Here is a 22,933-nt window from a genome sequence, read left to right on the forward strand (position 1 = left end):
GGCGTTCGATTGATTCGGCTTCGTCGATCCGGGGACCGTCGTGGCTATCGACTCAAATGATAACAGCTCGCATTTGTGTTTGCCCGCTCAATGATTCCGGTGTTCATGAGGCGGATCGACGCCGTCTTCCGGCGACCCGACTAAGCTGCAGGCAATGGTCCCCGGAAACCCGCCCATGGCGTCACCTGCCCCGCCCGCTCTGCTTGCCGACGCACAGGGCTTCCCACTGCAGATCATCAGCCTGGCGGGTGAACTGTGGAGCGGCGAGGTGCGCGAGGTGAGCATGCCCGGCAGTGACGGCCGTTTCGGCGTGATGGCCCGGCATGCCCCGCTGCTGAGCACGCTGCACGAGGGCATGGTCTCGGTGTATCCACTCAAGGCCGAACCGCCGCTGCACGTGTACGTGTCCGGCGGCTACGTGGAAGTGCAACCCGCCAAGGTGATCGTGATGGCCGATCTGGCCCTGCGCAGCGAGGATCTCGACCAGGCGCGCGCACGGGTGGCCGCCGAGGCCGCACGCTCACCGATGGCGCAGGCATTTACCGGGGAGGATTATGTGCGCCTGCACGCAGAACTGATGCACCAGCGTGCCCTGCAGCTGCGCGGGCTGCCCTGGAAATAGCACCACCGGGTGCGACAACCGGTCCTCTGCGTGCGCACGCCGGGCGACGTCCTCCGCGTGCCCGGATACGGGGCGTCCGCCGTGCCACCACACTGCCTTCACGCTGGCCCCACAGAGACCTGCTCATGCTGAACAGGCGGTAGTGATAGATGACGCATACAAGATGTTGCATGGATACAGCGGCCTTTGGACCGGAGGATTCGGTCCCTCGCTGATCCTGGTACGACGTTGTGGTGCTACGGGGGTCGTGCGGTCCACCCAGTTCCGTTTCGGAGTCCAGTCATGACAGCCATTACCCCATGCGGCCCGCGCCGCATGCTCGTTACGGCCATCGCCGTGACGCTCGCAACCCTGCCCCTTGCTGCAGCAGCAGGCACGCTCACCGGCCCCGGCAGCACGCACACCGTGCAGCCCGGCGACCTGCGTGAGGACTGGACGGTGTCCGATGGCGCCGAGCTCACCATCGCCGCCGGTGGCCTGGCTGGCCCGACCCAGGTCGACAACGCCAGCGTGATCGGCACCGACGTGGACATCAGCGGCCTGTTCGGGATCCGCGTTGCCAACGCCGGCAGCGCCGCCATCAACGGCGGCACGATGACCTTCACCTCGACCTTCGCCGACGCTGGCGGGGTCTCGTCCGGCAGCACGATGGGCATCAACGCGGTGACCGTCGCTTCTGCCGGGCGCGGTTTCAGCGCCACCGGCGAAGGCAGCGAACTCACCCTGACCAACACCACCGTCGACACCGGCGGCGAAGCCCTGCAGCTGAGCGATGGCGCGCTGCTGGTGCTGGACAACGTGCAGGCAACCTCGGTCGGCACTCCCGGCGCCGGCTTCGGCTACGCGCTGGACATCGAAGGTGGTACAGCGCGCGTATCCAGCAGCACCCTGACGGGCAGCCTGTCCGGGGTGGCGATGACCGGCGGCGCGCTGGTCATGGATGCCTCGACGATCCAGTCCGGCAGCACCGCGCTGTCCATGGCCGGCACCGGCACCTCCGGCCCCACGGCTGCGCTGTCCGGCTCGGAGGTGATCGGCGCCACCGGCGCGACCGTCTCGCGCGGGGCCAGCCTGACCCTGGCCGCCAGCCAGGTGCGTGGCACGGGCACCGGCAGCGGCGCCAACAACGGCATGGGCGTGGTGTTGAACAACGCCAGCCTGGTGGTGTCGCAGGGCAGCACCGTGGAGAGCAGCAGCAGCGCCCTGTCCATCACCGGCAACGCCGCCGGCAACAGCACCGTGGTCATCGACCAGTCGCGCCTGGTGTCGACTACCGGCCCGGCCATCGTCATGCCGCTGACGGGCAACGCCGACATCCGCATCGCCAACGGCTCCACCGTTGAAGCGGGCAATGGCGTGATCCTGCAGGTCGCGGCCGGGGCGGTCGCCAACCTGGCGGTTGCCGGCTCCAACCTGGTCGGCGACATCGTCGGCCAGACCCGCGGCTTGAACAGTGCCGAGGTCAATATCGCGCTCAGCGAGGGGGCATCACTGACCGGCACCATCCTCAACGGTGCCGCGGTCGGCCTCACCGACGCCCGCTGGCAGATGACCGGCGACAGCACGGTGCAGGACCTTTCCCTGGGGAGCGGGTCGCTGCTGGAACTGGGTGATGGCAGCACCTTCAACACGCTCCAGGTGGCCGGTGACTACGTAGGCGGCGGCGGTACGCTGCTGTTCAACACCGTACTGGCCGGCGACGAATCGGCCTCGGACAAGCTGGTGATCGCCGGCGACAGCAGCGGCCAGACCAGCGTGCGCGTCAACAATGTCGGCGGTGCAGGTGCGCAGACCAGCCAGGGCATCAGCCTGATCGAAGTGGGTGGGGCGTCCAACGGCACCTTCGACCTCGCCGGGCGCGCGGTGGGTGGCCAATACGAGTACTTCCTGTTCAAGGGCACCGCCGATGGCAACTGGTACCTCCGCTCGCAGGCCCCCGATCCCTGCAGCGTCGATCCGACCCTGCCTGGCTGCGTGGATCCGGAACCGGATCCGTGCGCGGTCGATCCCACCCTGCCCGAATGCGTGGACCCCGAGCCGGTGCCGGTGCTGCGGCCGGAACCGGGCGCGTACCTGGCCAACCTGCAGGCGGCCGAAGGGATGTTCCGGCTCGGCTATCACGAGCGCCACGCAGGCCAGAACAGCGGGCGCGCCTGGGTGCGCGTGGATGGCGCGCGTTCGCGCTTCGACGCCGACAGCTCCCAGCTGGATGTGCATGGCAGCAGCCAGGCGCTGAGCGTGGGTACCGACCTGCTGCGCAACACCCAGGGCAGCGCGTTCGGGGTGATGCTGTCCAGCGGCAATGCCTCCAGCACCTCGACCAGCACGCTGACCGGATACTACGCCCGCGGCAAGGTGCGCGGGGCCGCATTGGGCGTGTATGCCACCTGGCGCGCCGCGGCCGACGCCGATGCCGATCCCTACACCGGGTTCTACCTGGACGGCTCGCTGCAGCACGCGCGTTTTTCCAACCGGGTGGAAGGCGCCGGACTGGCCACCGAGCAGTACGACAGCCGCGCCTGGCAGGGCGCGCTGGAAGTGGGCCACGCCTTCCGCATCGGCGGTGGCGGGCATGGCGGGGTGTTCCTCGAGCCGCAGCTGCAGGTGGGCTATACGCGCTGGAGTGATGTACGACATCTTGAACAGAACGGCACGCTGGTCACCAGCGAAGACGCCAACGGAACCTTCGGGCGTGTCGGCGTGCGCGTGTCCGGCGTGACCCGCTGGCAGGGCACGGCGGCCAGCGTACAGCCCTACATCGCCGCGCACTGGATCCGCACCGGCGCGGACGCGCGCGTGCGCATGGATGACGAGCCGGTGGATGCGCGCATTCCGCGCAACCGTGGCGAGTTCAGTGCCGGTGCCTCGCTGCTGTTCGCCAACGGCTTTGGCGCGTGGGGCGGGTTGTCGCTGCAGCAGGGCCAGGGATATTTCCAGCGCACTGCGCAGATCGGGCTCAGCTACAGGTGGTGAGATGGCGGCGCGGACAACAAGCCGCGCCGCTTGAACCACCCCTCCAGCGGCAACGTCACCAGTGGCGGCACCGCTGCCAGCAGTGCCAGGCCGGCGGCCCACCACGGCCAGCGCAGCTTCACCGCCGCCAGCACCGTGACCACCACGTAGACCATGAAGGCCACGCCATGCACCGGCCCGAACAGCGCCACGCCAGCGGTGGACGGCTCGGCGGCGTGGTACTTCAGATACATGCCGACCAGCAGCCCGGCCCAGGTAAAGGCCTCGAACAAGGCGACAACGGCAAACACACGACCCATCGGGTGCATCGGTACGGACGCTCGCAAGGCAATCTCTGCAGGGGCGGCAAGGCCGGCCATCATACCGGCTTGGCGCGAATGCGATGCTTTCGCACTCAGACGAACATGCCGCCCGACGCTTCCACGCGCTGCGCGTTGATCCAGCCCGTGCGCGGCGACAACAACGCGGCAACCACCGGTCCGATATCGTCCGGCTGCCCTGCGCGACCCAGCGCGGTGTTGCCGGCCACCATCGCATTGATGTCGGCGTTGTCACGCACATGCCCGCCGCCGAAGTCGGTTTCGATCGCGCCCGGCGCCAGCGTGTTGGCACTGATCCCGCGCGCGCCGAGTTCCTTGGCCAGGTAACGGCTGAAGACCTCGATACCGCCCTTCATCATCGCGTAGGCCGAACTTCCCGGCAGCGAGAAGCGGGCCAGGCCACTGGACACGTTGAGAATGCGGCCGCCATCGGCGATCAGCGGCAGCAGCGCCTGGGTCAGGAAGTACGGCCCTTTCAGGTGCACGGCGACCAGTTCGTCGAACTGGGCCGGGGTGGTGTCAGCGAACCCCGCATACAGGCCTTCGCCAGCATTGTTGAACAGCCCCTGCAGGCCGGCCGCGCCCCAGGCCTGCAGTTGCGCCTGCACGGCCATGGCGAAGCCGGCAAAGCCGGCGCTGTCGGCCATGTCCAGCGGCAGCGCGGCGGCACGCCGGCCCAGCGCCTGGATCTGGGCGACCACGGCGTCGGCCGCATCGGCCCGGCGACGGTAGGTCAGCAGGATGTCGGCACCGTCGGCCGCCAGCGCCAGGGCGGCGTTGCGGCCAAGGCCACGGCTGCCCCCGGTGATCAGCACGACACGGGAAGTGGAGAGGGACATGGAGTGCTCCTGGATGAGGTGTGACGCCAGACTATTGGCATTGCACAATCACATAAACCACGCAATCCTGATTTGACTGTCCACCCAGAGCGAACAATCCATGGACCGCCTCGACCACCTGCGCAGTTTCCTGCGCGTTGCCGAACTGGGCTCTTTTACGGCCGCCGCCGAGCAGCTGGGCCTGCCCAAGGCCAGCGTATCGCTGGCCGTCCAGAGGCTGGAGGCGGAGGTGGGCGTGCAGCTGCTGCACCGGACCACCCGCCGGGTGCGGCTGACGGCCGATGGCGCGCAGTTCCAGCAGCGTGCCCGCGACCTGCTCGACGACATGGAAGACCTGCAGGGCATGTTCCGCCGTGACACCCAGCTCAAAGGCCGGCTGCGGGTGGACATGTCCAGCGGGCTCGCCCGGCAGCTGGTGATACCACGCCTGCCGGGGTTTCTTGAGAGGCACCCCGGGCTGGAGATCGAACTGAGCGGCACCGACCGCCGCGTCGACCTGGTGCGCGAAGGCTTCGACTGCGTGGTCCGGGTCGGCCCGTTGGACGACAGCACGCTTGTAGCGCGCCCGCTGGGGGTGATGCACATCGTCAACTGCGCGAGCCCGGCCTACCTCGCCACACACGGCGTGCCACGCTCGCTGGAGGACCTGTCGCGCCATGCGCTGGTGCATTACGTGGGCACGCTCGGCCAGCGCTCGCCGGGCTTCGAGTACCACGATGGCCAGGCCTACCGCAGCGTGCCGATGCGCGGCGCCATCACGGTCAACAGTGGCGAGGCCTACAGTGCGGCGGCGCTGGCCGGGCTGGGCATCATCCAGGTGCCACGGCTGGGTGCGCGCGTGGCGCTGGCCGCCGGGACGCTGGTGGAAATCCTGCCGGAGTGCGTGGCCGAGCCGATGCCGGTCACCCTGCTGTACGCGCAGCGACGGCACCTGCCACGCCGGGTGGCGGCCTTCATGGACTGGCTGGCGGCGCTGGTCACGCCGGAGCTGGGCCGCCCGGATTGACCTGGGGCGAGGGGGTGCAGGTAAGCTGGGCGTCCTTCTGTAATCGTTTTCAGTGCCATGCAGGATGCCAGCAACGCCCTTTCCGACAGCCCACGCGCACGAACCGCCGAACAGCACGCCACCCGTGCTGCGTTTTTCCTGCCTGGCTTCGCTACCGCCGCCTGGGCCCCGCTGGTGCCGTTCGCCAAGAGCCGCGCCGGACTGGATGAAGGCACGCTCGGCCTGGTGCTGCTGTGCCTCGGCGCCGGTTCGCTGCTGGCAATGCCGTTGGCCGGCATCCTGGCCGCGCGCCATGGCTGCCGCGCGGTGATGATCGCCACCCTGCTGATGGTGATGGCGAGCCTGCCGCTGCTGGCCATCGCGCCCTCGCCGTGGACACTGGGCCTTGCCCTGTTCGTGTTCGGCGCCGGTGTGGGCGCCTGCGACTGCACCATGAACATCCAGGCGGTGATGGTGGAGCGCGACAGCGGGCGGCCGATGATGTCCGGCTTCCACGCCTTCTACAGCATCGGTGGTGCGGTGGGTGCTGCTGCGATGACCGCGTTGCTGGCGCTGCGGCTGCCGCCGCTGTGGGTGTGCGTACTGGCGTCGGTGGCGATGGCGGTAGTGCTGGCGCTATCGGTAGCGTACTGGCGGCGCGATCGCGCGCCGAGCGGCGCCCCGGTATTCGCGATCCCGCATGGCGTGGTACTGGCGATCGGCGTGCTCTGTTTCGTCGCCTTCCTTGCCGAGGGGGCCATGCTCGACTGGAGCGCGGTGTTCCTGCATGAAGTGCAGCAGGTACCACCGGACCGCGCCGGCCTGGGCTTCATGACCTTCGCCATCGCCATGACGGTTACCCGCCTGGTCGGCGACGGCATCGTGGCGAAACTCGGCCGGCTGCGCGCGATCCTGCTGGGCAGCCTCGTGGCCGCCGCCGGCTTCGGCATCGCCACCTTTGCCAGCGCCCTGTTACCGGCCCTGCTCGGCTACGCCCTGATCGGCCTGGGCTGCGCCAACATCGTGCCGGCCCTGTTCTCGATGGCCGGCAACCAGAGGACCATGCCGGAAAGCCTGGCCATCCCCGCCATCACCACCCTCGGCTACGCCGGCGTGCTCGCCGGCCCGGCCCTGATCGGCGTCGTCGCCCAAGCGAGCAGTCTGGCGACGGCGTTCTGCCTGGTCGCAGCAGCCCTGCTGCTGGTAGGCATCACCGCCCGCTGGGTGAAGGCGTAGGTCCACACCCTGCGTGGACAGCGCGCACCGTCATCGGGCGGTGCACGCCTGCAATGCTCAATGCGCCAGCGCGTAATCGATCGCCGCGCACACCGCCGCCACCTGCGCATCGTTGCACTGCTGTGGGGTCGCGCGCGGGCTGTCCGGATACACCTCGGTGGTGGTGGTGAAGCGCGCACCAGTGATGCTGGCACACAGCCCCAGCTTCTTCAGCGGATACTCGATCACCCCCGGTGCCACCACCGGCGAGCCGATGATCTCGTTCCTGTCGTCGGCCGGGGCGATATGGGTCACCCGCTCCACCGCCGCGTTGACCGCCTGCTGGAACGCCGGCTGCGGGTTTTCGGTGTCGTCCACCAGGTAGAAGCCATCGGGAATCAGGCCCGGGGCGAACGCCTTGCCATCGCGCGCGGCCAGCGCCGGGCGGAACTCGCTTTCGTCACTGTCGGTGGTTTCGTGCAGGTCGATATGCAGCACCATGCCGTCACGCAGCGGCGCCACCAGGGCCATCAGCGCTGCCGATTCCTGCGCCGGGCTGCTGGCCACGAACGAGCGGTTCGGGTCGATCGCATCGGCATTCCAGCGCTGGACGCGCTCGTAGCCCCATGGGCTCACGCACGGCGCCACCAGCACATTGGCGCGCCCTGCGTAGTCGGCCGCACGCGTGGCCAGGAACTGCAGTGCACCTTCCACGCCGCTGGTTTCGTAGCCGTGCACGCCACCGGTGACCAGCACCGACGGCAGCGCCGGGTTCCAGTCACGGCTGCGCACCGCGAACAGCGGGTAGCTGTCCGGTGCGTACTCCAGCGTGCCGTACTGGACCACATCGAACTGGGCGCGCAGCTGGTCCAGTACCGGCAGCACATCGTCGGCATAACGCCGCACCGGCAACTGCCGCGCCCGCCACTCCGCTTTCTCTGCATCGCCCCAGGGCTGGCCGGGGGTACCGATGGGATAAAAGCGGGTGTCGTTCATGCGGGGCTCGCGGTTGTCACGGAAGAACCGCGATTCTAGCCTGCACCCCACGCCCCTACCAATCGCCATGGCTCCCGGCCATCATGGGCTGGCATGACCGTCATGCGCCGCAGCTGCCCTCATGGCCCGCGAGAACTTCAATGACCTGCAGGTCTTCGTGACCGTAGCGCGCGAGCGCAGCTTTACCCGTGCTGCCGCGCAGCTGGGCGTATCGCAGTCTGCGCTCAGCCATACCGTGCGGGCGCTGGAGGAGCGGCTCGGTGTCCGCCTGTTGACCCGCACTACCCGCAACGTGTCGATGACCGAAGCCGGCGAACGCCTGTACGTGAGCGTGGCACCGCGGCTGGAGGAAATCGAAGCAGAGATCGCGGCCGTGGCGGAGTACCGTGACCGTCCGGCCGGCACCGTCCGCATCACCGCCTCCGAGCACGTGGCCAACACGGTGGTATGGCCCCGCCTGGCGAACGTACTGCCCCGCTACCCCGATCTGAACGTGGAGCTGACCATCGACTATGAACTTGCCGATATCGTCGAACAGCGTTACGACATCGGCATCCGGCTCGGCGAACGGGTCGCACGGGACATGATCGCGGTGCCGGTCACCGGCCCGCAGCGGATGGCGATCGTCGGCAGCCCGGCGTACTTCAGGAGCCACACCGCGCCGCTGCGGCCAGGTGACTTGGCCGCACACGACTGCATCGGATTGCGGCTGCCTACCCACGGCGGGTTGATGGTGTGGGACCTGCGCCGGGACGAGCAGAACGTGAACGTGCGCGTTCAGGGGCAATGGACCTTCAACAGCAGCATCGCCATGCACCGCGCCGCACTGGCCGGCGCTGGGCTGGCCTATCTGCTGGAAGAGATGGTGCTGGAGGACATCGCTGCAGGGCGCCTGCACCGGGTGATGGAGGACTGGTGCGATGTGTTCGACGGCTTCTACGCCTACTACCCCAGCCGCCGCCAATCTTCCAGCGCACTGCGCGTGGTGATCGACGCGCTGCGGGTGTAACGCCGCGCCCTTACGGGCGCAGCAGGACCTTGCCGTTGCGGCCCGGTTCGAGACTGGCTTTCGCCGCCTCTGCTATCTGGTCCAGCCCGAATACGGCGTCCACCGGCAGGCTCAGGCCGCCCGCCGCGGCCAGCTTCAGCAGCTCGCCCACCAGCGCACGCTTCTTTTCCGCGGCCATGTTCTGGCTCACCTTGCTGCCCCAGAAGCCCTTCACCACGGCCTGCTTGAAGATCACATCGCCTGAGCCCAGCTGCATCGGCTCGCCGGTCATCGAGCCGAACGACACCAGCGTGCCGCCCTCGCCCAGCAGGCCCAGCAACTCGCCGCTGGCACGCCCGCCGACCGAATCGACCGCCGCGGCCGCACCTTCGCCCACCCGCGCCTGCACCTGCGCCACCCAGTCCGCCTGCGCGGTGGAAATCGTGTTGTCGATGCCCAGCGCCGCCATTTCGGCCACGCCCGCATCGCGCCGCACCAGGTTCACGCAGTGCACGCCGCGCGCCTTGGCCAGCATCGCCAGCGCCTTGCCGACCGCACCATTGGCCGCGTTCTGCACGATCCACTGTCCGGCTTCCACCTGCAGGAATTCCAGCAGCATCAACGCGCTGAGCGGCATCGCGATCAGCTGCGCGGCCGTTTCATCGTCGATGCTGTCCGGCATCGGAATCACCATCCGCGCCGGCGCAATGAACTGCTCGGCCCAGGTGCCATGCACCGACGCCGCACTGACCCGCTGCCCCACCTGCAGGCCGGTCACGCCCTCGCCCAGCGCGTCGATCACGCCGGTGCCTTCGCTGCCGCCGATGGCAGGCAGCTCGGGCTTGTAACCGTACTGGCCGCGCACGGTCCACAGGTCATGGTTGTGGATCGGCGCCAGCACGGTGCGGATGCGCACCTCGCCCGCACCGGGATCAGGCGTGGCGGCCTCACCGCCATGCAGGACAACGGTCGGGTCACCAAACTGTTCATGCAATGCAGCGCGCATGCGAATCTCCTCTATCAACGACGATGGCGGTGTGCGGCGACCACGCCCACGCGCGGTGCGCGCCAGGCCCGGGTACGCAGCAGCAGGGTCTGCAGCACCAGCAGCGCGGCCACGGCCAGCGCCAGCACGGCCACGGTATCGGCACCGGGCAGGCGCCAGCCGGATTGCTTGACGTACATGCCCACCAGCGCCCAGATCACCGCCGCCGGGTAGGCGAAGTGCCCACGCAGACGGTGATTCATCACCCACGCCAGCAGGGTGGCCAGCGCCAGCAGCACCACGCTCCACGACAGCATGTCGCCGGTCGGCAGCCACTGGTAGGCCACGATCACCTGGGCGGTGTTGAGGAAGGCGGCCATCGTCAGCCAGCCTGCGTGCAGCGCCAGCGGATAGGCAGCGAAGGCGCGCTGCCCGGCACTGGCGGTGGCCGGCGCCGCGCGTACCGCCGCAACCAGCAGGCACACCAGCGCCAGCCAGATGATGGCCAGCGCCGGGAGGAACGCCTGGTTGGAGAATACCGGCATCCACGCCGCCGTCAGCGCGAACCCGGCGGCCGCCCAGCCGCGCACCCCGGCATTGTCATCGGGCCGGCGCTGGCGCAGCTGCCACAGCCCGAAGGCCACGTCCCACAGGAAGATCAGGCCCCAGATCGAAAACGCATAGCCGGCCGCAACCAGCAACGTGGGATAGCGGTCGGAGATCGCACCATTGGTCGGGCCGAACTGACCGGTCTGGGACAACCACGCCACCAACGGCATGGCCAAGGCGGCCAACAACACGATCCAGCGCATGCATTCACTCCCGCTCAAAGAGCACCGACCATACGCGCATTGCGGTTAAGAAGGTGCCATGACCGGCAGCGCACCACCATTGGTGATGCACCGGAACCATCACCCAAGTGCGGGATGTTGGTGACCGTGCTGCAGCGCCTTCAAGGCGCCCGTGCCACCCACGAAATGACGCACGATCGGCGCATGCTCATTGCGGTGCAGTGCCCTGACCTTCTCCTGCAGGGTCCGGTCTTCGGCCGTCACCCGCTCATGCTGGCGCAGGTGCTCGATCCAGGAGGGGGTCACGAAATATTCCAGGTGGATGCCCGGCGTGGCCACGTCCTCGGCCACGCCCCAGATCACCGCGCCATCGCGGCGGCGGGTACTGCCGAGCTCACCCAGCAACACATGGAACGCGGCGCGGTCGGCATCGTCGATGTGGTACTCCACCGTCACCAGCACCGGTCCCCGGTCGTGGGTGACCGGCACCGCCAGCTCTGGCGCGGGCCAATGGCCGGCCGGCCGCAGGTCCAGCTCTTCACTGCCGGCAATGCGCACCCGCCACACCAGCAGCCCGCCGATCACCGCACCCACTGCGGCGATGGTCAGCGCCAGCGGGATCGAGGTGCGCTGGGCAATGCTGCCCCAGCTCAGCCCACCGGCCGCCATCCCCAGCGAGAACACCATGATGTACAGGGACAGCGCGCGCGCCCGCACCCACGCAGGTACCGCCGTCTGCGCGGCGATCTGCAGCGAGGACAGCACCGTGATCCATGCAAAGCCGTTGACCAGCATTGCCAGCGGCAACAGCGCCATGTGCCGCAGCCACGCCAGGCCGAACAGGCTCAGCGCGCAGGCCAGCGTGGCCAGCAGCACCAGCAGGTCGCGGTCCAACCGCGCGCGCAGGCTGGGCAGCACCAGGGCGCCACTGACCGCACCCACGCCGATGCAGCCCAGCAGCAGGCCATAGGTACCCGCCCCGCCATGCAGTTCGCTGCGCACCACCAGCGGCAGCAGCGCGGTCACCGCACTGGCGAAGAAGAAGAACCCGGCCGATTTGATCAGCACCGCCTGCAGGCGCCCGGCCCGCAGCGCATAACGCAGGCCTGCGCGCAGTCCGGCGCCGAAGCCCTCCGGCGGCAGGTTCGACACGTGCGCTTCGGGCTTCCAGGTGAACAGCACCCACAGCATCGCCGCGAAGCTCAGCGCGTTCAGGCCGAACGCCCACCCCGCGCCCAGCTGCGCCACGATCAGGCCGCCGATGGCCGGGCCGAGCGAGCGCGCGATGTTGATGCCGATCGAATTCAACGCCACGGCCGAGGCCAGCATCGGCCGTGGCACCAGCTCGGAGACGATCGCCGCCTGCGCGGGCATCGCCATTGCTGCGCCGCAGCCCATGGCGAAAGTGAGCCCGACCAGCAACGGCGGGGTCAGCAGGTTCAGTGCGGTCAGCGTGGCCAGGGTGGCGGCCACCAGCAGCATCCAGCCCTGGGTGAACAGCAGGTAGCGGCGGCGGTCGACGATGTCGGCCAACGTGCCGGCGGCCAGCGCCAGCAGCACCACCGGCACCGTGGTGGCCGACTGCACCAGCGCCACCATCAATGGCGAGCCGGTGCGCTCGGCCATCACCCACGCGGCGGCCACATCGTTGACCCAAGTGCCGACGTTGCTGCCCAGGATCGCCAGCCACATCGCGCGGAACAGCTTGATCTTCAGTGGCGACCACGCGCCCGGGGCGGCGTTTTCGTGTGTATCTACCATTGCCATGCTCCTACTACCGATGCAAACAGGGTGTCGCGGCCACCGGCCGCACGCAGGCCGGGACCGGCCTCGAACCAGGCCAGCTGGCCTTTCCAGGTCCAGTGCCGGCTGGCCTCCCAGCTGGTTTCCCACTTGTACTGCTGGCCGATCCGCCGGGGCGTGCCGGCCGTGCCGGGCACGGCGGCCAGCGGTGCCGGGGTGGTGTACACCGCATCGCTGCGGCGGTGCTTCCAGGCCAGCTGCCAGCCGATCTCGGTGGTCAGGCCCGGGCGCGGCGTCAAGGACAGGGTCGGCTGCACATCCATCAGGTTGGCCGGCGCCAGCAGGCTGGCTTCGCTGAAGTACGCCGACTTGGGGTACATCGCGTTGAAGGTGTCCAGGCGGCCATCGTGCGCGTCACGATCACCACTGGCGATGTCCAGCTTGACACCCAACCGCGGATGCCAGCGATGACCCGGCCAGCGAACGCCACTGTCGGTGGCCAGCGTCCAGGCGCGGATCGCCAGATCGCCCTGCGCGCGCGACAACGTGCCGCGCTGCGCGACCAGTTCGATGTTGGCGTTCCAGCGCGGCTGCAGCACGAACCCGCGCGCGCCGAGCGAGGTGCGGCGCTCGTCGCCCACCGCACTGGCAAAGCGTGCGCCATCGCGGCCATACCCGAGCAGGTAAAGGTCCAGCCCGTTGCCGGGCCGTGCGCCCTGCCAGGTGGCGTAGCTGCCAACCAGGAACTGGCCCTGGTCGCTGCGGTCATCGAAGGCGCCCATGCGGTTATCGACCGGGCGCAGCGCCATCACGTCCAGCGTCAGTGCACCCTGCTGCCAGCGCCCGCGCACGCCGTCGAAGGCCAGCCGGATGTTGGGGCCATCGCGCACCGACAGCAGGCGCGAGCTGCCATAGGCCGCCTCCTGCCGCCCGAGCTGCCAGGACAGTCGCTCACCGTGCCAACGCAGGTAACCCTGCTGCAGGTCCAGCGCGCCACGGTCGGTGCCACCTGGGCCGCCATCGCGGCCCTGCTCTGCATGTACGCCCAGCTGCGCCATCGCTTCCCAGCGGTCCCGCGTGACGGTCACCGAGCTCAGCGCACGCAGCAGGCCATAGCCATCTTCGCGGCCCTGGATGCCGAAGCGGGTCGGGTCGTAATACATGCCGCGCAGGCGCAGGGACGCCTCCAGCTGTACCTCGCCACCGCCGTCCAGCGCGATGCAGCGCCCCGACCCATCCGGCGTGCACGCGAACGCCAGCGCCGGTACCGCCGACGCCAGTGCCAGGCTCAGAAGGCGAAGCACGAACATCCCAGCGCGCCCCAGAACGCGTTCGGCGCATCGGTAGGCACCGCATGCGCCGCCGCGTGGCCGTGGCCATGGGTGCGGCAGGCACCTGCGCCGTGACCGTGTGCATGCGAATGCGCCACCAGCCCGGTAGCCGCGCCGCCGACGTGGTAGCCGCCAAAGCGGTTGACCGGTGACCAGTCCGGCATTGCCGGCGGCAGTGTCGGCGCGAGCGGGCCGAAGTCACCTTCGCCATGCACCACCCGTCCGCCGACCACGGTCAGCACGCTGGTGATATCGGCAATGGCGGCATCGTCCACCGCGAAGAAGTCCGACGAGAGCACGCAGAAATCCGCCAGCTGGCCGACCGCCAGCGTGCCTTTTCGGCCGTCGTCGCCGGAGAACCACGCGCTGCCCTGGGTCCACAGGCGCAGCGCTTCCTCGCGCTCGAGCAGGTTCTCTTCGCCATACAGGGCCAGCCCACCCACGGTGCGACCGGTGACCAGCCACGACAGCGCCACCCACGGGTTGTAGCTGGCCACGCGGGTGGCATCGGTGCCGGCGCCGACCGGTACGCCCGCCTGCAGCATGCGCCGTACCGGCGGGGTGTGCCGCGCCGCATCAGCGCCATAGCGCTGCACGAAGGCCTCGCCCTGGTAGGCCATGCGGTGCTGGATCGCCAGGCCACCGCCAAGCGCGCTGATCCGGTCGATGTTGCGCGGGGTGATGGTCTCGGCGTGGTCGATGAACCAGTGCAGGCCGTCGAACGGAATTTCGCGGTTGACCTGCTCGTACACATCCAGGATGCGGTCGATGCTTTCATCGTAGGTGGCGTGGATGCGGAACGGCCAGCGCTTTTCCACCAGCAGCTTGACCACTTCATGCAGCTCCGGCTCCATGCCTGCCGGCAGTTCCGGGCGCGGTTCGTTGAACAGTTCGAAGTCGGCCGCTGAGAACACCAGCATTTCGCCCGCGCCGTTGTGGCGCAGCAGGTCATCGCCCTGGCGCGGGGTGAGGATCTCGCTCCAGTGCTGGAAGTCCTGCACTTCCTTGCCCTTGTTCTGGGTGAACAGGTTGTAGGCGATGCGCACCGTCAGTTCACCGTCGCGGTGCAGCTGCTCGATGACCTGGTAATCCTCGGGGTAATTCTGGAAGCCGCCGCCGGCGTCGATCACCGAGGTGATCCCCAGCCGGTTCAGTTCGCGCATGAAGTGCCGGGTCGAATTGGCCTGGTACTCGATCGGCAGGCGCGGGCCCTTGGCCAGCGTCGCGTAGAGGATCAGCGCGTTCGGCTTGGCCAGCAGCAGCCCGGTGGGGTTGCCCAGGCTGTCGCGTGCGATCTGCCCGCCGGGCGGGTCGGGCGTGTTCCTGTCGTACCCGCAGGCACGCAGCGCGGCGCGGTTGAGCAGCGCGCGGTCGTACAGGTGCAGCAGGAACACCGGCGTATCCGGCGCGATGGCGTTGATTTCGGCCAGCGTCGGCAGGCGCTTTTCCACGAACTGTTCGGCCGTGAAACCGCCCACCACCCGCACCCACTGCGGTGCCGGGGTGTTGTCGACCTGCGCCTTGAGCATGGCCATTGCGTCCGACAGCGAGCGCAGCCCGTCCCAGCGCAGTTCCAGGTTGTAGTTGAGGCCGCCGCGGATCAGGTGGGTATGGCTGTCGTTGAGTCCGGGCACCAGCCGGCGGCCGCCGGCGTCGATCACCGTCGCGTCGGTCAGGCCTGCGCGCACCTGCGCTTCGGTGCCAATGGCGGCGATACGGCCATCGACCACGGCCAGCGCATCCGCGTGCGGCAGGTGCGGGTCAAGCGTGGTGATGCGGGCATTGCGGATGAGCAGCGTGGTCATGGGTTTCTCCGGGTACGTGGCGAAGGCGCGGCCGGCCAGGCCCAGCGCCATGGCAGCGCCAGCGCCGAGCAGCACGTCACGGCGACCAGGCAGCGTGGGATCAGCGGTCATGGTGGACGTCTCCGCTCATGGAAACTGCAATGCAAGCGCGCCGGGACCGGCCAAGGCGATGGCGCACAGCGCCAGCGTCCAGAACAACGGGTATTCAATGCCGCCGCGCATCCAGAACCAGCCCCTGGGCAGGGCCAGCACGGCGGTGAATGCCAGGAACAGCGCCGCGACCGTGGCCGCCACGCGCACCTGCCAGCCCACAAGCACGGCCACCCCGGACAGCACCTGCACCACCGCCAGCAGCAGCGGCGCCGGTGCCGGTGCAGGCAGGCCGAAGCCACGCAGTTCATCGGCGAAGCCGGCCAGTCCCGGCCCCCCGAACCAGCCGAACAGCTTGCCCAGCGCATGCGGCAGCAGGAAACCACCTGCTGCCAGCCGCAGCACCAGCAGGCCCAGGTCCAGGCCGGTGGCGCCGCCCATGCTCAGTGCCCGCCTTCCTGTGCGCCGAACATGCTCTTGGCGTACTGGATGCCCAGGCCATAGCCGCCGGCATGTTCGCGGGCGATGCCGGTGGTGAAGGCATAGGTGGCGCTGCGGCCCCAGTCGCGCTGGAGTTCCAGCAGGTACTGCACCGAGGTGATCGGCACCGCGCCGGCCTGCACCATGCGGGTCACCGCACGCTCGTGTGCTTCATCGCTGACATCGCCGCAGGCATCGGTGATCACATACACCTCGAACCCCTGGTCGATGGCCGACAGCGCCGGGCCGACGATGCAGACGCTGGTCCACAGGCCTGCGATGACGACACGCTGCTTGCCGATGCGGTTGATCTCATCGATCACCGGCTGGTCTTCCCAGCAGTTCATCGAGGTGCGATCGAACACCTTCTGGCCCGGGAAGATCGGCGCGATCTCCGGGAACATCGGGCCGGAGAACGACTTTTCGGCCACGGTGGTCAGCACCACCGGGACCTTGAACCCGGCAGCGCCCTTGGCGATCAGCGCGACGTTGTTGCGCAGCGCGGCGATATCGATGGTGCGGGTGGCGAAGGCCATCTGCGACTGGAAGTCGATCAGCACCAGGGCGTGATCGGCCGGCGACAGCAACGAGGCGCCGGCAACGGCGGTGGCGGTGGTCATGGAGAACTCCTGGGTGGTCGGATCCGCTCATGGTCGTCGCCGGAGCGGCAATGCCCTACCCCCCTTGGGTGGTGGCGTTGGCTACTCTTTTGGGGGAGACGCGGCGCCGCTAGCGCATCGACGCCGGCGCGCGCCTGCCCCAAAAGGGTAGTCGTGCACTGCCCCTGGCCTGCGACAATCCCCGCATGCCGCATGCGTCCCACGTGTTTCGTTTCCCCGTTCCGGCAGCCGCGTGGCGGGCGCCGCGTGCACTCCTGGTGTCACTGGTTCTCGCGCTGCTGGCACCGCTGCCGGTTGCCGCGGCCGGCCTGGACGCCTACGGGCACAGCGCCTGGGTGGTCGGCCAAGGGGCCCCGGGTGATATCTGGGACATCGCCCAGCTTCCCGATGGCCGACTGCTGCTGGCCACTGGCGCGGGCCTGTACCGCTTCGACGGGCGCCAGTTCGAGCGGGTGGCCCCGCCCAATGGCGGCTCGTTCCCCTCGGCGAACATGACCTCGCTGTCCGTCGATCCAGATGGCACGCTGTGGATTGCGTATTTCAACGGCGGCATCACGCGCCTGGATGCACACGGCTCGCGCGATTTCGGCAGCCGCGACGGCCTGCGCCCGGGACTGATCCCGCGCATGGAACGCGATGCGAGCGGCCGCCTGTGGGCCGCCTCGGATGCAGGCCTGCGCTGGTTCGACGGCGAACGCTGGCAAGCGCCAACCGAGGCGATGGGCATTGGCGACATACCGGCGCACTGGGCACTGCGCGACCGCGCCGGAACGCTGTGGCTGCTGGCCGGCGACGAACTGTGGCGGCTGCGCGCGCATGCCCGCCGTTTCGAGCGCATGCACCTGGCGGTGTCCCGGTTTTCCTCGCTTGCCCAGCGCGGGGACGGCCAGGTGTGGCTGGCCGACCGCCAGCAGGGTGTGATGCCCATTGGCGATGCACGTGGCCTGGTGACCGCCGCACACCGCCACGCCCATCGGCTGCCGGGGCTGCTGGCCGGACGCATCCGCTTCACCTCCGACGGCAGCCTGTGGGGCAGCTTCGTGGCCAACGGCGGCATCTTCCACGTCGCTGCCGACGACAGCGGCGGCAACCGGGTCGAGCACTTCGACGCCGCGCAGGGGCTGGCCTCCACCACCGCCGGGCCGCTCCTGCAGGACCGCGAAGGCAACCTCTGGGTCGGCTCCAACCTGGGCCTGAACCGGTTCCGCCAGCGACTGGTGCATGCACTGGCGCTGCCCGGTCCGGCCGACCCCCTGCGCACGCTGTCACGTACGCCCGAAGGTGAGGTGTTCGGCTATGGCAAGGACCTGCGGCCGATGGCGCTGCGCCGCGAGGGGGTGGACGCGGCCCCGGCGCGACGCTCGCCGGGTCCGCCTGTGGCGTCCGGACCGCTGTGGCTGACCGGGCAGGAGGGCCTGCTGCGGATCGACCGCAGTCAGCGCACGCCGCTGGTACCGCAAGGCATTCCTGCCCCGCATGAGCCGCGCGCGATGCTGGCGCTGGGCCATGACCAAGCCTGGTTCTGCTTCCGCAATGGCGGCGTGCTGCATTACCGCGCCGGGCGCTGGATCCAGGACCCGGCCCTGCCGCCGCAGGCGTGTACCGCGCTGGCCAGCGGCAGCGACGGTCAGGTGGCCATCGGCTACCCCGACGGCACGCTGCGGGTCGGCGGTAGCGGCACCTATCGTCACTACACCCGCGCCGACGGCCTGGACGTGGGCCCGGTGACGTCCACCGCGATGATCGGCGCACGGATCTGGGTCGCCGGTGAGAACGGTCTGGCCCTGCTCGGCCGGGACGGACGCTTCCGCACCGCGCTGGCCGCCACCGCAGGTGTCTTCGAAGGCATTACCGGCATCGCGCGCGACACCCGCGGCTACTATTGGCTCAACGGCAGCCGCGGCCTGGTCCGGGCCAGCGCCGACGCGCTGGAGCAGGCGGTCGACGCGGGCAGGGAAACCGCTCCGCGCCTGTACGACACCGCCGACGGCATGCCGGGAATCGCCACCCAGGCCACCCCGGTGTCAAGCGCACTGCTGGCTACGGACGGGCTGCTGTGGGTGGCGACCAACCAGGGCCTGGCATGGCTGGACACGCTGCAGGACCGGCCCAACGCACCGGCGCTGCTGCCGCACATCGACACGGTCACCTCCGGCAACCGGCAGCAGCCGCTGCGCGATGGCCTGCAGTTGCCGGCCGGCACCGCGCAACTGCAGATCGACTACCTCGCCGTGTCGCTGGCACGCCCCGAGCGGACCCGCTACCAGCATCGCCTGATGGGACTGGACGCGGAGTGGCAGGAGGCCGGCAGCCTTACCCGCGCGTTCTACACCAACCTGCCGCCGGGCCCGTACCGCTTCGAGGTGCGCGCCGCCAACGAAGACCAGGTCTGGAGCACCGCAGTCGCGCAGCGCAGTTTCACCATCGCACCGATGTGGTACCAGACGCTGTGGTTCAGCGCCGCGTGCGTGCTGGCGATGCTGGCCCTGCTGGCCCTGGCCATGCGTCTGCGCAGCCGCAGCCTCACCCGTCTGGTACGCGCGCGCCTGCAGGAGCGCCACGCCGAACGCGAGCGCATCGCGCGTGAACTGCACGACACCCTGCTGCAGGGCACCCAGGGCCTGATCCTGCGCCTGCATGCAGTAAGCCGTTCGGCGCACGCCAGCCCGGAAGTGCGCGAAGCACTGGAAGCGGCGATGCAGCAGGCCGAGAGCGCGCTGGCCGAAGGCCGCGAACGGGTCAACCGGCTTCGCGAAGGCAGCGATGATTACCAGGACCTGGGCGCCTCGCTGGTGCAGGTGTATGGCGAGCGCGCCGCCGACAGCAGCAGCCCGTGCTTGCGCCTCAACGTGGAAGGCACGCCGAAGCCGCTGCGTCACGATGCCGCGGAAGAGGTCTTCCTGATCGGCCGGGAGGCGTTGTTGAACGCCCTGCAGCATGCGGCCGCGGAGGCCGTGGACATCGAGCTGATCTACGCCCGCCGCGGCCTGCGCCTGCACATCCGCGACGACGGCAGCGGACTGCCGGCCACCCTGCCAGACGGCCGCTGGGGCCTGGTCGGCATGCGCGAACGCGCCGAACGGCTCGGCGGGCGCCTGCGGCTGTGGTCGCGCCCCGGGGTGGGTACCGAAATAGAATTGTCCCTGCCTGGCGAGCGCATCTATCGCCACCACCGTCGGCGCTGGCGGTGGCGGCGTACTTCCGGAGAAACCGCATGACCGCTGCATCCCTGCCGATCGGCATCCTGGTGGTCGACGACCACCCCCTGCTGCGCGACGGCCTGGCCGCACTCCTCGGCCTGCAGCCGGACATGCGCCTGCTGGGCGAAGCGGCCGATGGCGAGGAGGCGGTGGCCCAGTACCTGGCCCTGCAACCGGACGTGGTGCTGATGGACCTGCAGTTGCCCGGTGTGGACGGAGTGGAAGCGATCACCCGCATCCGCCACCTCGACCCGCGGGCGCGGATCATCGTGCTCACCACCTACCGCGGCGATGTGCGCGCGGTGCGTGCGCTGCAGGCCGGGGCCAGCGGCTACCTGCTCAAGGACATGCTGCGCCATGAACTGGTCGACACCATCCGCACCGTGCACAGCGGCCGCCGCGCCGGCATTCCGGCCACGCTGGCGGCCAGCATCGCCGCACACGTGGTTGAAGACAGCCTGTCACCCCGCGAAACCGAAGTGCTGGGCCATGTCGCTGCCGGGCGCTCGAACAAGAGCATCGGCGAACAGATGCGCATCTCCGAGCAGACGGTCAAGGCGCACATGAAGAACATCATGGAAAAACTGGGCGCCCGCGACCGCACCCACGCCGTCACCCTCGCCCTCAAGCGCGGCATCATCACCCTGGACATCGACCCGTAGTGCCGGGCCCTGCCCGGCAACCACGCCCCACCCAGCGAAGCCGCTCAGCGCAACCGGACCACCAGACTGCACCCGGCCGCCAGCGTCGCCAACCCAGCGACCGCACTCCATCCACCGTGCGCCAACGCCACCGCGCCCAGCGCCCCTCCTGCGGCCATGCCCAGAAACACCCCGGTAAACAGCAGCGCATTGAGCCGGCTGCGCGCTTCCGGCGCCAACCCGTAGACCAGCGTCTGGTGCGATACCAGTGCGGCCTGGAACCCAAAGTCGAACACCACGGCACTGAACGCCAGCAACGGCACGATCGCCACCCGCGGCAGCCACGCATCCAGCAGCAGCATTGCAAACCCCGCCAAGGCAATCCCGATCGCGATACGCGCCACCGCGTGGCTGCCCAGCCGGTCGGCCCAGCGGCCGGCCAGCGGCGCCGCCAGCGCACCGGCCGCACCGGCGATGCCGAAGGCTCCGGCCACCGCGCTGCCCAACTGGTACCGGTCGTGCAGCATCACTGCCAGGGTCGACCAGAATGCACTGAAGCCTACCGCCAGCAGCCCCTGCGCGAACACCGCACGGCGCAGTTGCGGCTGTCCACGCCACAGGTGAGCCAGCGAACGCAGCAGCGCCGGATACCGCAACGACGTGGTCGGTGCCAGGTGCGGCAACTCGCGCGCCAGCACCAACGCCATCACCACCACCGAGGCGGCCGCGATACCGAACATCGCCCGCCAGCCCAGGGCCTCGGCGACCAGCCCACTGGCCACCCGCGACAGCAGGATGCCCAGCAGCAGCCCGGTCATCACCTTGCCCACCACCGCGCCGCGCTCGGCTTCGGGTGCCAGCATCGCCGCCGACGGCACCACGTCCTGGGCCACGGTGGCCATCAGCCCGATCAGCAGGCTGGCCAGCAGCAGGGTGGGCAGGCTGCCCGACAGCGCTGCTCCGGCCAGCGCGGTGGCAAGCAGCACCGACTTGAGCAGGATCAGCTGGCGGCGGTCGAAGCGGTCGCCCAAGGGCGCCAGCAGCAGGATGCCGAGCGCGTAGCCCAGCTGGGTCAGGGTTGGCACCATGCCGGTAGCCTGCGCGTCGCTGCCCAGCCCGCTGGCGATGACGCCCAGCATCGGCTGGCTGTAGTAGATCGAGGCCACTGAAAAACCGGCCCCGGCCGCCATCGCGACGATCAGCCGCGACGGCACCGCAGGCCGGGGTACGGCCATCGCCGGGGTATGCACGCTGGACATGAGCCACTCCACGCTTCAAGAAAGTGGAGTCAGCATCGCGCCTGTAGATCAAGGCGTGTAGTAGGCTTCGGTACATATCCATCATACGAAGGTTGTATGAGCACGCCCTTCCCGGCATCCGGTGCGGACCGGATCGACCTGCTGGCCACCTTCGTGCGCATTGTCGAGAGCGGCAGCCTGTCGGCGGCCGCGGTACAGCTGGGCACGACCCAGCCGACCGTTAGCCGCCGGCTGCAGACGCTGGAACGGTTGTTCGGCCTGCACCTGCTCAAGCGCTCCACCCATCAGATGACACTTACCGAGGACGGCGAGCGCTGCTATGCGCACGCTCGCGCCCTGGTGGATGACTGGGATGCGATCCAGGCGGACCTGCGTGGCGAAGTGGACGTACCACGGGGACGGCTGCGGGTGGTGGTGCCGCATGCCTTCGGCCAGGCCCAGCTGCTGGACCCGATGCTGCAGTTCATGGCCCGTCACCCGCAGGTCACTCTGGAGTGGATGCTGGAAGACCAGCCGGTGGACTTCATCGCCGACGGGATCGACTGCGCCATCCGGGTGGGCGGCGTAGAGGAACCGCAGCTGGTGGCGGTGCCGCTGGCGGAGGTGCCGCGGATCGTGATTGCCGCACCTTCGCTGCTGGACGCGGCCGACCTGCACGATCCCGCCCTGCTGCCCGGCCTGCCGTGGATCGCCCTGACCACCTTCTACCGCGATCGCTTCACCCTGCTTCCGGCCGATGACGGTCCGGCGCTGCGGGTGGACATCCAGCCGCGCCTGCTCACCGACAACCTGTTTGTCGTGCGCCGGGCGGCCGTGTCTGGCCTGGGCGCCGCGGTGGTGTCTGCGTGGCTGGTGGGTGATGACCTGCGTGAGGGACGCCTGGTGCAGCTGGTGCCCGGCTGGAAAGCGCCACCGTTGCCCGTGCACCTGGTCTACCCCGCCGCGCGCCAGATCCCCTCGCGGCTGCGCGCCTTCATCGATGCCATGAAGGCCAGCCTGCCGCATACCCATGGCATGCGGTCGTTGCCGATGCCCTCACCTTTATAATAT

19 protein-coding genes are annotated in these 22,933 nt (G+C 69.3%); 8 read left to right on the forward strand and 11 right to left on the reverse strand.

All coding sequences use genetic code 11. The features are described 5' to 3' along the window. The first annotated feature begins 175 nt into the window (after positions 1 to 175). Entirely contained in the window at positions 176 to 622 is a 447-nt protein-coding gene (atpC, locus tag ACGFZ3_RS17525) for an ATP synthase F1 subunit epsilon (RefSeq protein WP_392924074.1), read from the forward strand. A 282-nt stretch (positions 623 to 904) separates the two neighbouring features. Continuing rightward, positions 905 to 3,595, forward strand: a complete 2,691-nt coding sequence (locus ACGFZ3_RS17530; protein WP_392924077.1) for an autotransporter outer membrane beta-barrel domain-containing protein — start codon at positions 905 to 907, stop codon at positions 3,593 to 3,595. Here the strand turns inward: ACGFZ3_RS17530 and ACGFZ3_RS17535 are convergent. Then, positions 3,583 to 3,903: a DUF3817 domain-containing protein gene (locus ACGFZ3_RS17535; RefSeq protein ID WP_392924263.1), complete on the reverse strand. Its 321-nt coding sequence runs from the start codon at positions 3,901 to 3,903 to the stop codon at positions 3,583 to 3,585. The genes ACGFZ3_RS17530 and ACGFZ3_RS17535 overlap by 13 nt on opposite strands. Positions 3,904 to 3,989: 86 nt before the next feature. Continuing rightward, complete coding sequence (locus ACGFZ3_RS17540) at positions 3,990 to 4,754, reverse strand: SDR family NAD(P)-dependent oxidoreductase (protein ID WP_392924080.1); 765 nt, start codon at positions 4,752 to 4,754, stop codon at positions 3,990 to 3,992. Between the two features lie 100 nt (positions 4,755 to 4,854). Here ACGFZ3_RS17540 and ACGFZ3_RS17545 point away from each other — a divergent pair, with 100 nt between their 5' ends. Continuing rightward, positions 4,855 to 5,760 carry a LysR family transcriptional regulator gene (locus ACGFZ3_RS17545; protein WP_392924083.1) on the forward strand — a complete coding sequence of 302 codons (906 nt, stop codon included), beginning with the start codon at positions 4,855 to 4,857 and terminating at the stop codon, positions 5,758 to 5,760. Positions 5,761 to 5,817: 57 nt separating this feature from the next. Continuing rightward, positions 5,818 to 6,975, forward strand: a complete 1,158-nt coding sequence (locus tag ACGFZ3_RS17550; RefSeq protein ID WP_392924085.1) for an MFS transporter — start codon at positions 5,818 to 5,820, stop codon at positions 6,973 to 6,975. Positions 6,976 to 7,032: 57 nt separating this feature from the next. On the opposite strand, the gene ACGFZ3_RS17555 is transcribed toward ACGFZ3_RS17550, so the two are convergent. Beyond that, positions 7,033 to 7,950, reverse strand: coding sequence for a M14 family metallocarboxypeptidase (locus tag ACGFZ3_RS17555; RefSeq protein ID WP_392924088.1), 918 nt, complete (start codon positions 7,948 to 7,950; stop codon positions 7,033 to 7,035). A gap of 121 nt (positions 7,951 to 8,071) precedes the next feature. Here ACGFZ3_RS17555 and ACGFZ3_RS17560 point away from each other — a divergent pair, with 121 nt between their 5' ends. Next, positions 8,072 to 8,959: a LysR family transcriptional regulator gene (locus ACGFZ3_RS17560; protein WP_392924090.1), complete on the forward strand. Its 888-nt coding sequence runs from the start codon at positions 8,072 to 8,074 to the stop codon at positions 8,957 to 8,959. A 10-nt stretch (positions 8,960 to 8,969) separates the two neighbouring features. Here ACGFZ3_RS17560 and ACGFZ3_RS17565 read toward each other — a convergent pair whose 3' ends face one another. The 7 genes from ACGFZ3_RS17565 to ACGFZ3_RS17595 all read right to left on the reverse strand — a co-directional run bounded on the left by ACGFZ3_RS17565 (position 8,970) and on the right by ACGFZ3_RS17595 (position 16,783). Continuing rightward, positions 8,970 to 9,944 (reverse strand): zinc-binding dehydrogenase, encoded by a 975-nt coding sequence (locus tag ACGFZ3_RS17565; protein ID WP_392924094.1) that lies wholly within the window; start codon positions 9,942 to 9,944, stop codon positions 8,970 to 8,972. Between the two features lie 14 nt (positions 9,945 to 9,958). Next, complete coding sequence (locus tag ACGFZ3_RS17570; protein WP_392924096.1) at positions 9,959 to 10,735, reverse strand: hypothetical protein; 777 nt, start codon at positions 10,733 to 10,735, stop codon at positions 9,959 to 9,961. 99 nt (positions 10,736 to 10,834) lie between these two features. After that, positions 10,835 to 12,475, reverse strand: a complete 1,641-nt coding sequence (locus ACGFZ3_RS17575) for an MFS transporter (protein ID WP_392924098.1) — start codon at positions 12,473 to 12,475, stop codon at positions 10,835 to 10,837. Further along, positions 12,469 to 13,767 (reverse strand): alginate export family protein, encoded by a 1,299-nt coding sequence (locus tag ACGFZ3_RS17580; RefSeq protein WP_392924101.1) that lies wholly within the window; start codon positions 13,765 to 13,767, stop codon positions 12,469 to 12,471. Before ACGFZ3_RS17580 ends, ACGFZ3_RS17575 begins: the two co-directional genes overlap by 7 nt. Then, complete coding sequence (locus ACGFZ3_RS17585; RefSeq protein WP_392924266.1) at positions 13,746 to 15,593, reverse strand: amidohydrolase; 1,848 nt, start codon at positions 15,591 to 15,593, stop codon at positions 13,746 to 13,748. The genes ACGFZ3_RS17580 and ACGFZ3_RS17585 overlap by 22 nt, the downstream gene beginning before the upstream one ends. 126 nt (positions 15,594 to 15,719) lie before the next feature. Then, the gene (locus ACGFZ3_RS17590) at positions 15,720 to 16,124 is read right to left on the reverse strand and encodes a DoxX family protein (RefSeq protein WP_392924104.1); all 405 of its coding nucleotides are present in this window, start codon (positions 16,122 to 16,124) and stop codon (positions 15,720 to 15,722) included. A 2-nt stretch (positions 16,125 to 16,126) separates the two neighbouring features. After that, positions 16,127 to 16,783 carry a hydrolase gene (locus ACGFZ3_RS17595; RefSeq protein ID WP_392924107.1) on the reverse strand — a complete coding sequence of 219 codons (657 nt, stop codon included), beginning with the start codon at positions 16,781 to 16,783 and terminating at the stop codon, positions 16,127 to 16,129. A 257-nt stretch (positions 16,784 to 17,040) separates the two neighbouring features. On the opposite strand from ACGFZ3_RS17595, the gene ACGFZ3_RS17600 reads away from it, so the two are divergent. Beyond that, the gene (locus ACGFZ3_RS17600; protein WP_392924110.1) at positions 17,041 to 20,001 is read left to right on the forward strand and encodes a triple tyrosine motif-containing protein; all 2,961 of its coding nucleotides are present in this window, start codon (positions 17,041 to 17,043) and stop codon (positions 19,999 to 20,001) included. After that, positions 19,998 to 20,645 carry a response regulator gene (locus ACGFZ3_RS17605; RefSeq protein ID WP_392924113.1) on the forward strand — a complete coding sequence of 216 codons (648 nt, stop codon included), beginning with the start codon at positions 19,998 to 20,000 and terminating at the stop codon, positions 20,643 to 20,645. The genes ACGFZ3_RS17600 and ACGFZ3_RS17605 overlap by 4 nt, the downstream gene beginning before the upstream one ends. A gap of 44 nt (positions 20,646 to 20,689) precedes the next feature. Here ACGFZ3_RS17605 and ACGFZ3_RS17610 read toward each other — a convergent pair whose 3' ends face one another. Further along, positions 20,690 to 21,814 (reverse strand): MFS transporter, encoded by a 1,125-nt coding sequence (locus tag ACGFZ3_RS17610; RefSeq protein WP_392924269.1) that lies wholly within the window; start codon positions 21,812 to 21,814, stop codon positions 20,690 to 20,692. Positions 21,815 to 21,979: 165 nt separating this feature from the next. On the opposite strand from ACGFZ3_RS17610, the gene ACGFZ3_RS17615 reads away from it, so the two are divergent. After that, on the forward strand, positions 21,980 to 22,930 hold the full coding sequence (locus tag ACGFZ3_RS17615) for a LysR family transcriptional regulator (RefSeq protein ID WP_392924115.1): 951 nt from the start codon (positions 21,980 to 21,982) through the stop codon (positions 22,928 to 22,930). Positions 22,931 to 22,933 lie beyond the last annotated feature (3 nt).

Origin of the sequence: Stenotrophomonas sp. NPDC047960 (genome assembly GCF_043204395.1) — a bacterium.
Classification (GTDB): Bacteria; Pseudomonadota; Gammaproteobacteria; order Xanthomonadales; family Xanthomonadaceae; genus Stenotrophomonas.

Bases quoted from the DNA above. Each gene is read 5' to 3' on its own strand.
- atpC (WP_392924074.1), top strand. From the start codon at position 176: ATGGCGTCACCTGCCCCGCCCGCTCTGCTTGCCGACGCACAGGGCTTC.
- ACGFZ3_RS17530 (WP_392924077.1), top strand. From the start codon at position 905: ATGACAGCCATTACCCCATGCGGCCCGCGCCGCATGCTCGTTACGGCC.
- ACGFZ3_RS17535 (WP_392924263.1), bottom strand. From the start codon at position 3,903: ATGCACCCGATGGGTCGTGTGTTTGCCGTTGTCGCCTTGTTCGAGGCC.
- ACGFZ3_RS17540 (WP_392924080.1), bottom strand. From the start codon at position 4,754: ATGTCCCTCTCCACTTCCCGTGTCGTGCTGATCACCGGGGGCAGCCGT.
- ACGFZ3_RS17545 (WP_392924083.1), top strand. From the start codon at position 4,855: ATGGACCGCCTCGACCACCTGCGCAGTTTCCTGCGCGTTGCCGAACTG.
- ACGFZ3_RS17550 (WP_392924085.1), top strand. From the start codon at position 5,818: ATGCAGGATGCCAGCAACGCCCTTTCCGACAGCCCACGCGCACGAACC.
- ACGFZ3_RS17555 (WP_392924088.1), bottom strand. From the start codon at position 7,950: ATGAACGACACCCGCTTTTATCCCATCGGTACCCCCGGCCAGCCCTGG.
- ACGFZ3_RS17560 (WP_392924090.1), top strand. From the start codon at position 8,072: ATGGCCCGCGAGAACTTCAATGACCTGCAGGTCTTCGTGACCGTAGCG.
- ACGFZ3_RS17565 (WP_392924094.1), bottom strand. From the start codon at position 9,944: ATGCGCGCTGCATTGCATGAACAGTTTGGTGACCCGACCGTTGTCCTG.
- ACGFZ3_RS17570 (WP_392924096.1), bottom strand. From the start codon at position 10,735: ATGCGCTGGATCGTGTTGTTGGCCGCCTTGGCCATGCCGTTGGTGGCG.
- ACGFZ3_RS17575 (WP_392924098.1), bottom strand. From the start codon at position 12,475: ATGGTAGATACACACGAAAACGCCGCCCCGGGCGCGTGGTCGCCACTG.
- ACGFZ3_RS17580 (WP_392924101.1), bottom strand. From the start codon at position 13,767: ATGTTCGTGCTTCGCCTTCTGAGCCTGGCACTGGCGTCGGCGGTACCG.
- ACGFZ3_RS17585 (WP_392924266.1), bottom strand. From the start codon at position 15,593: ATGACCACGCTGCTCATCCGCAATGCCCGCATCACCACGCTTGACCCG.
- ACGFZ3_RS17590 (WP_392924104.1), bottom strand. From the start codon at position 16,124: ATGGGCGGCGCCACCGGCCTGGACCTGGGCCTGCTGGTGCTGCGGCTG.
- ACGFZ3_RS17595 (WP_392924107.1), bottom strand. From the start codon at position 16,783: ATGACCACCGCCACCGCCGTTGCCGGCGCCTCGTTGCTGTCGCCGGCC.
- ACGFZ3_RS17605 (WP_392924113.1), top strand. From the start codon at position 19,998: ATGACCGCTGCATCCCTGCCGATCGGCATCCTGGTGGTCGACGACCAC.
- ACGFZ3_RS17610 (WP_392924269.1), bottom strand. From the start codon at position 21,814: ATGGCGGCCGGGGCCGGTTTTTCAGTGGCCTCGATCTACTACAGCCAG.
- ACGFZ3_RS17615 (WP_392924115.1), top strand. From the start codon at position 21,980: ATGAGCACGCCCTTCCCGGCATCCGGTGCGGACCGGATCGACCTGCTG.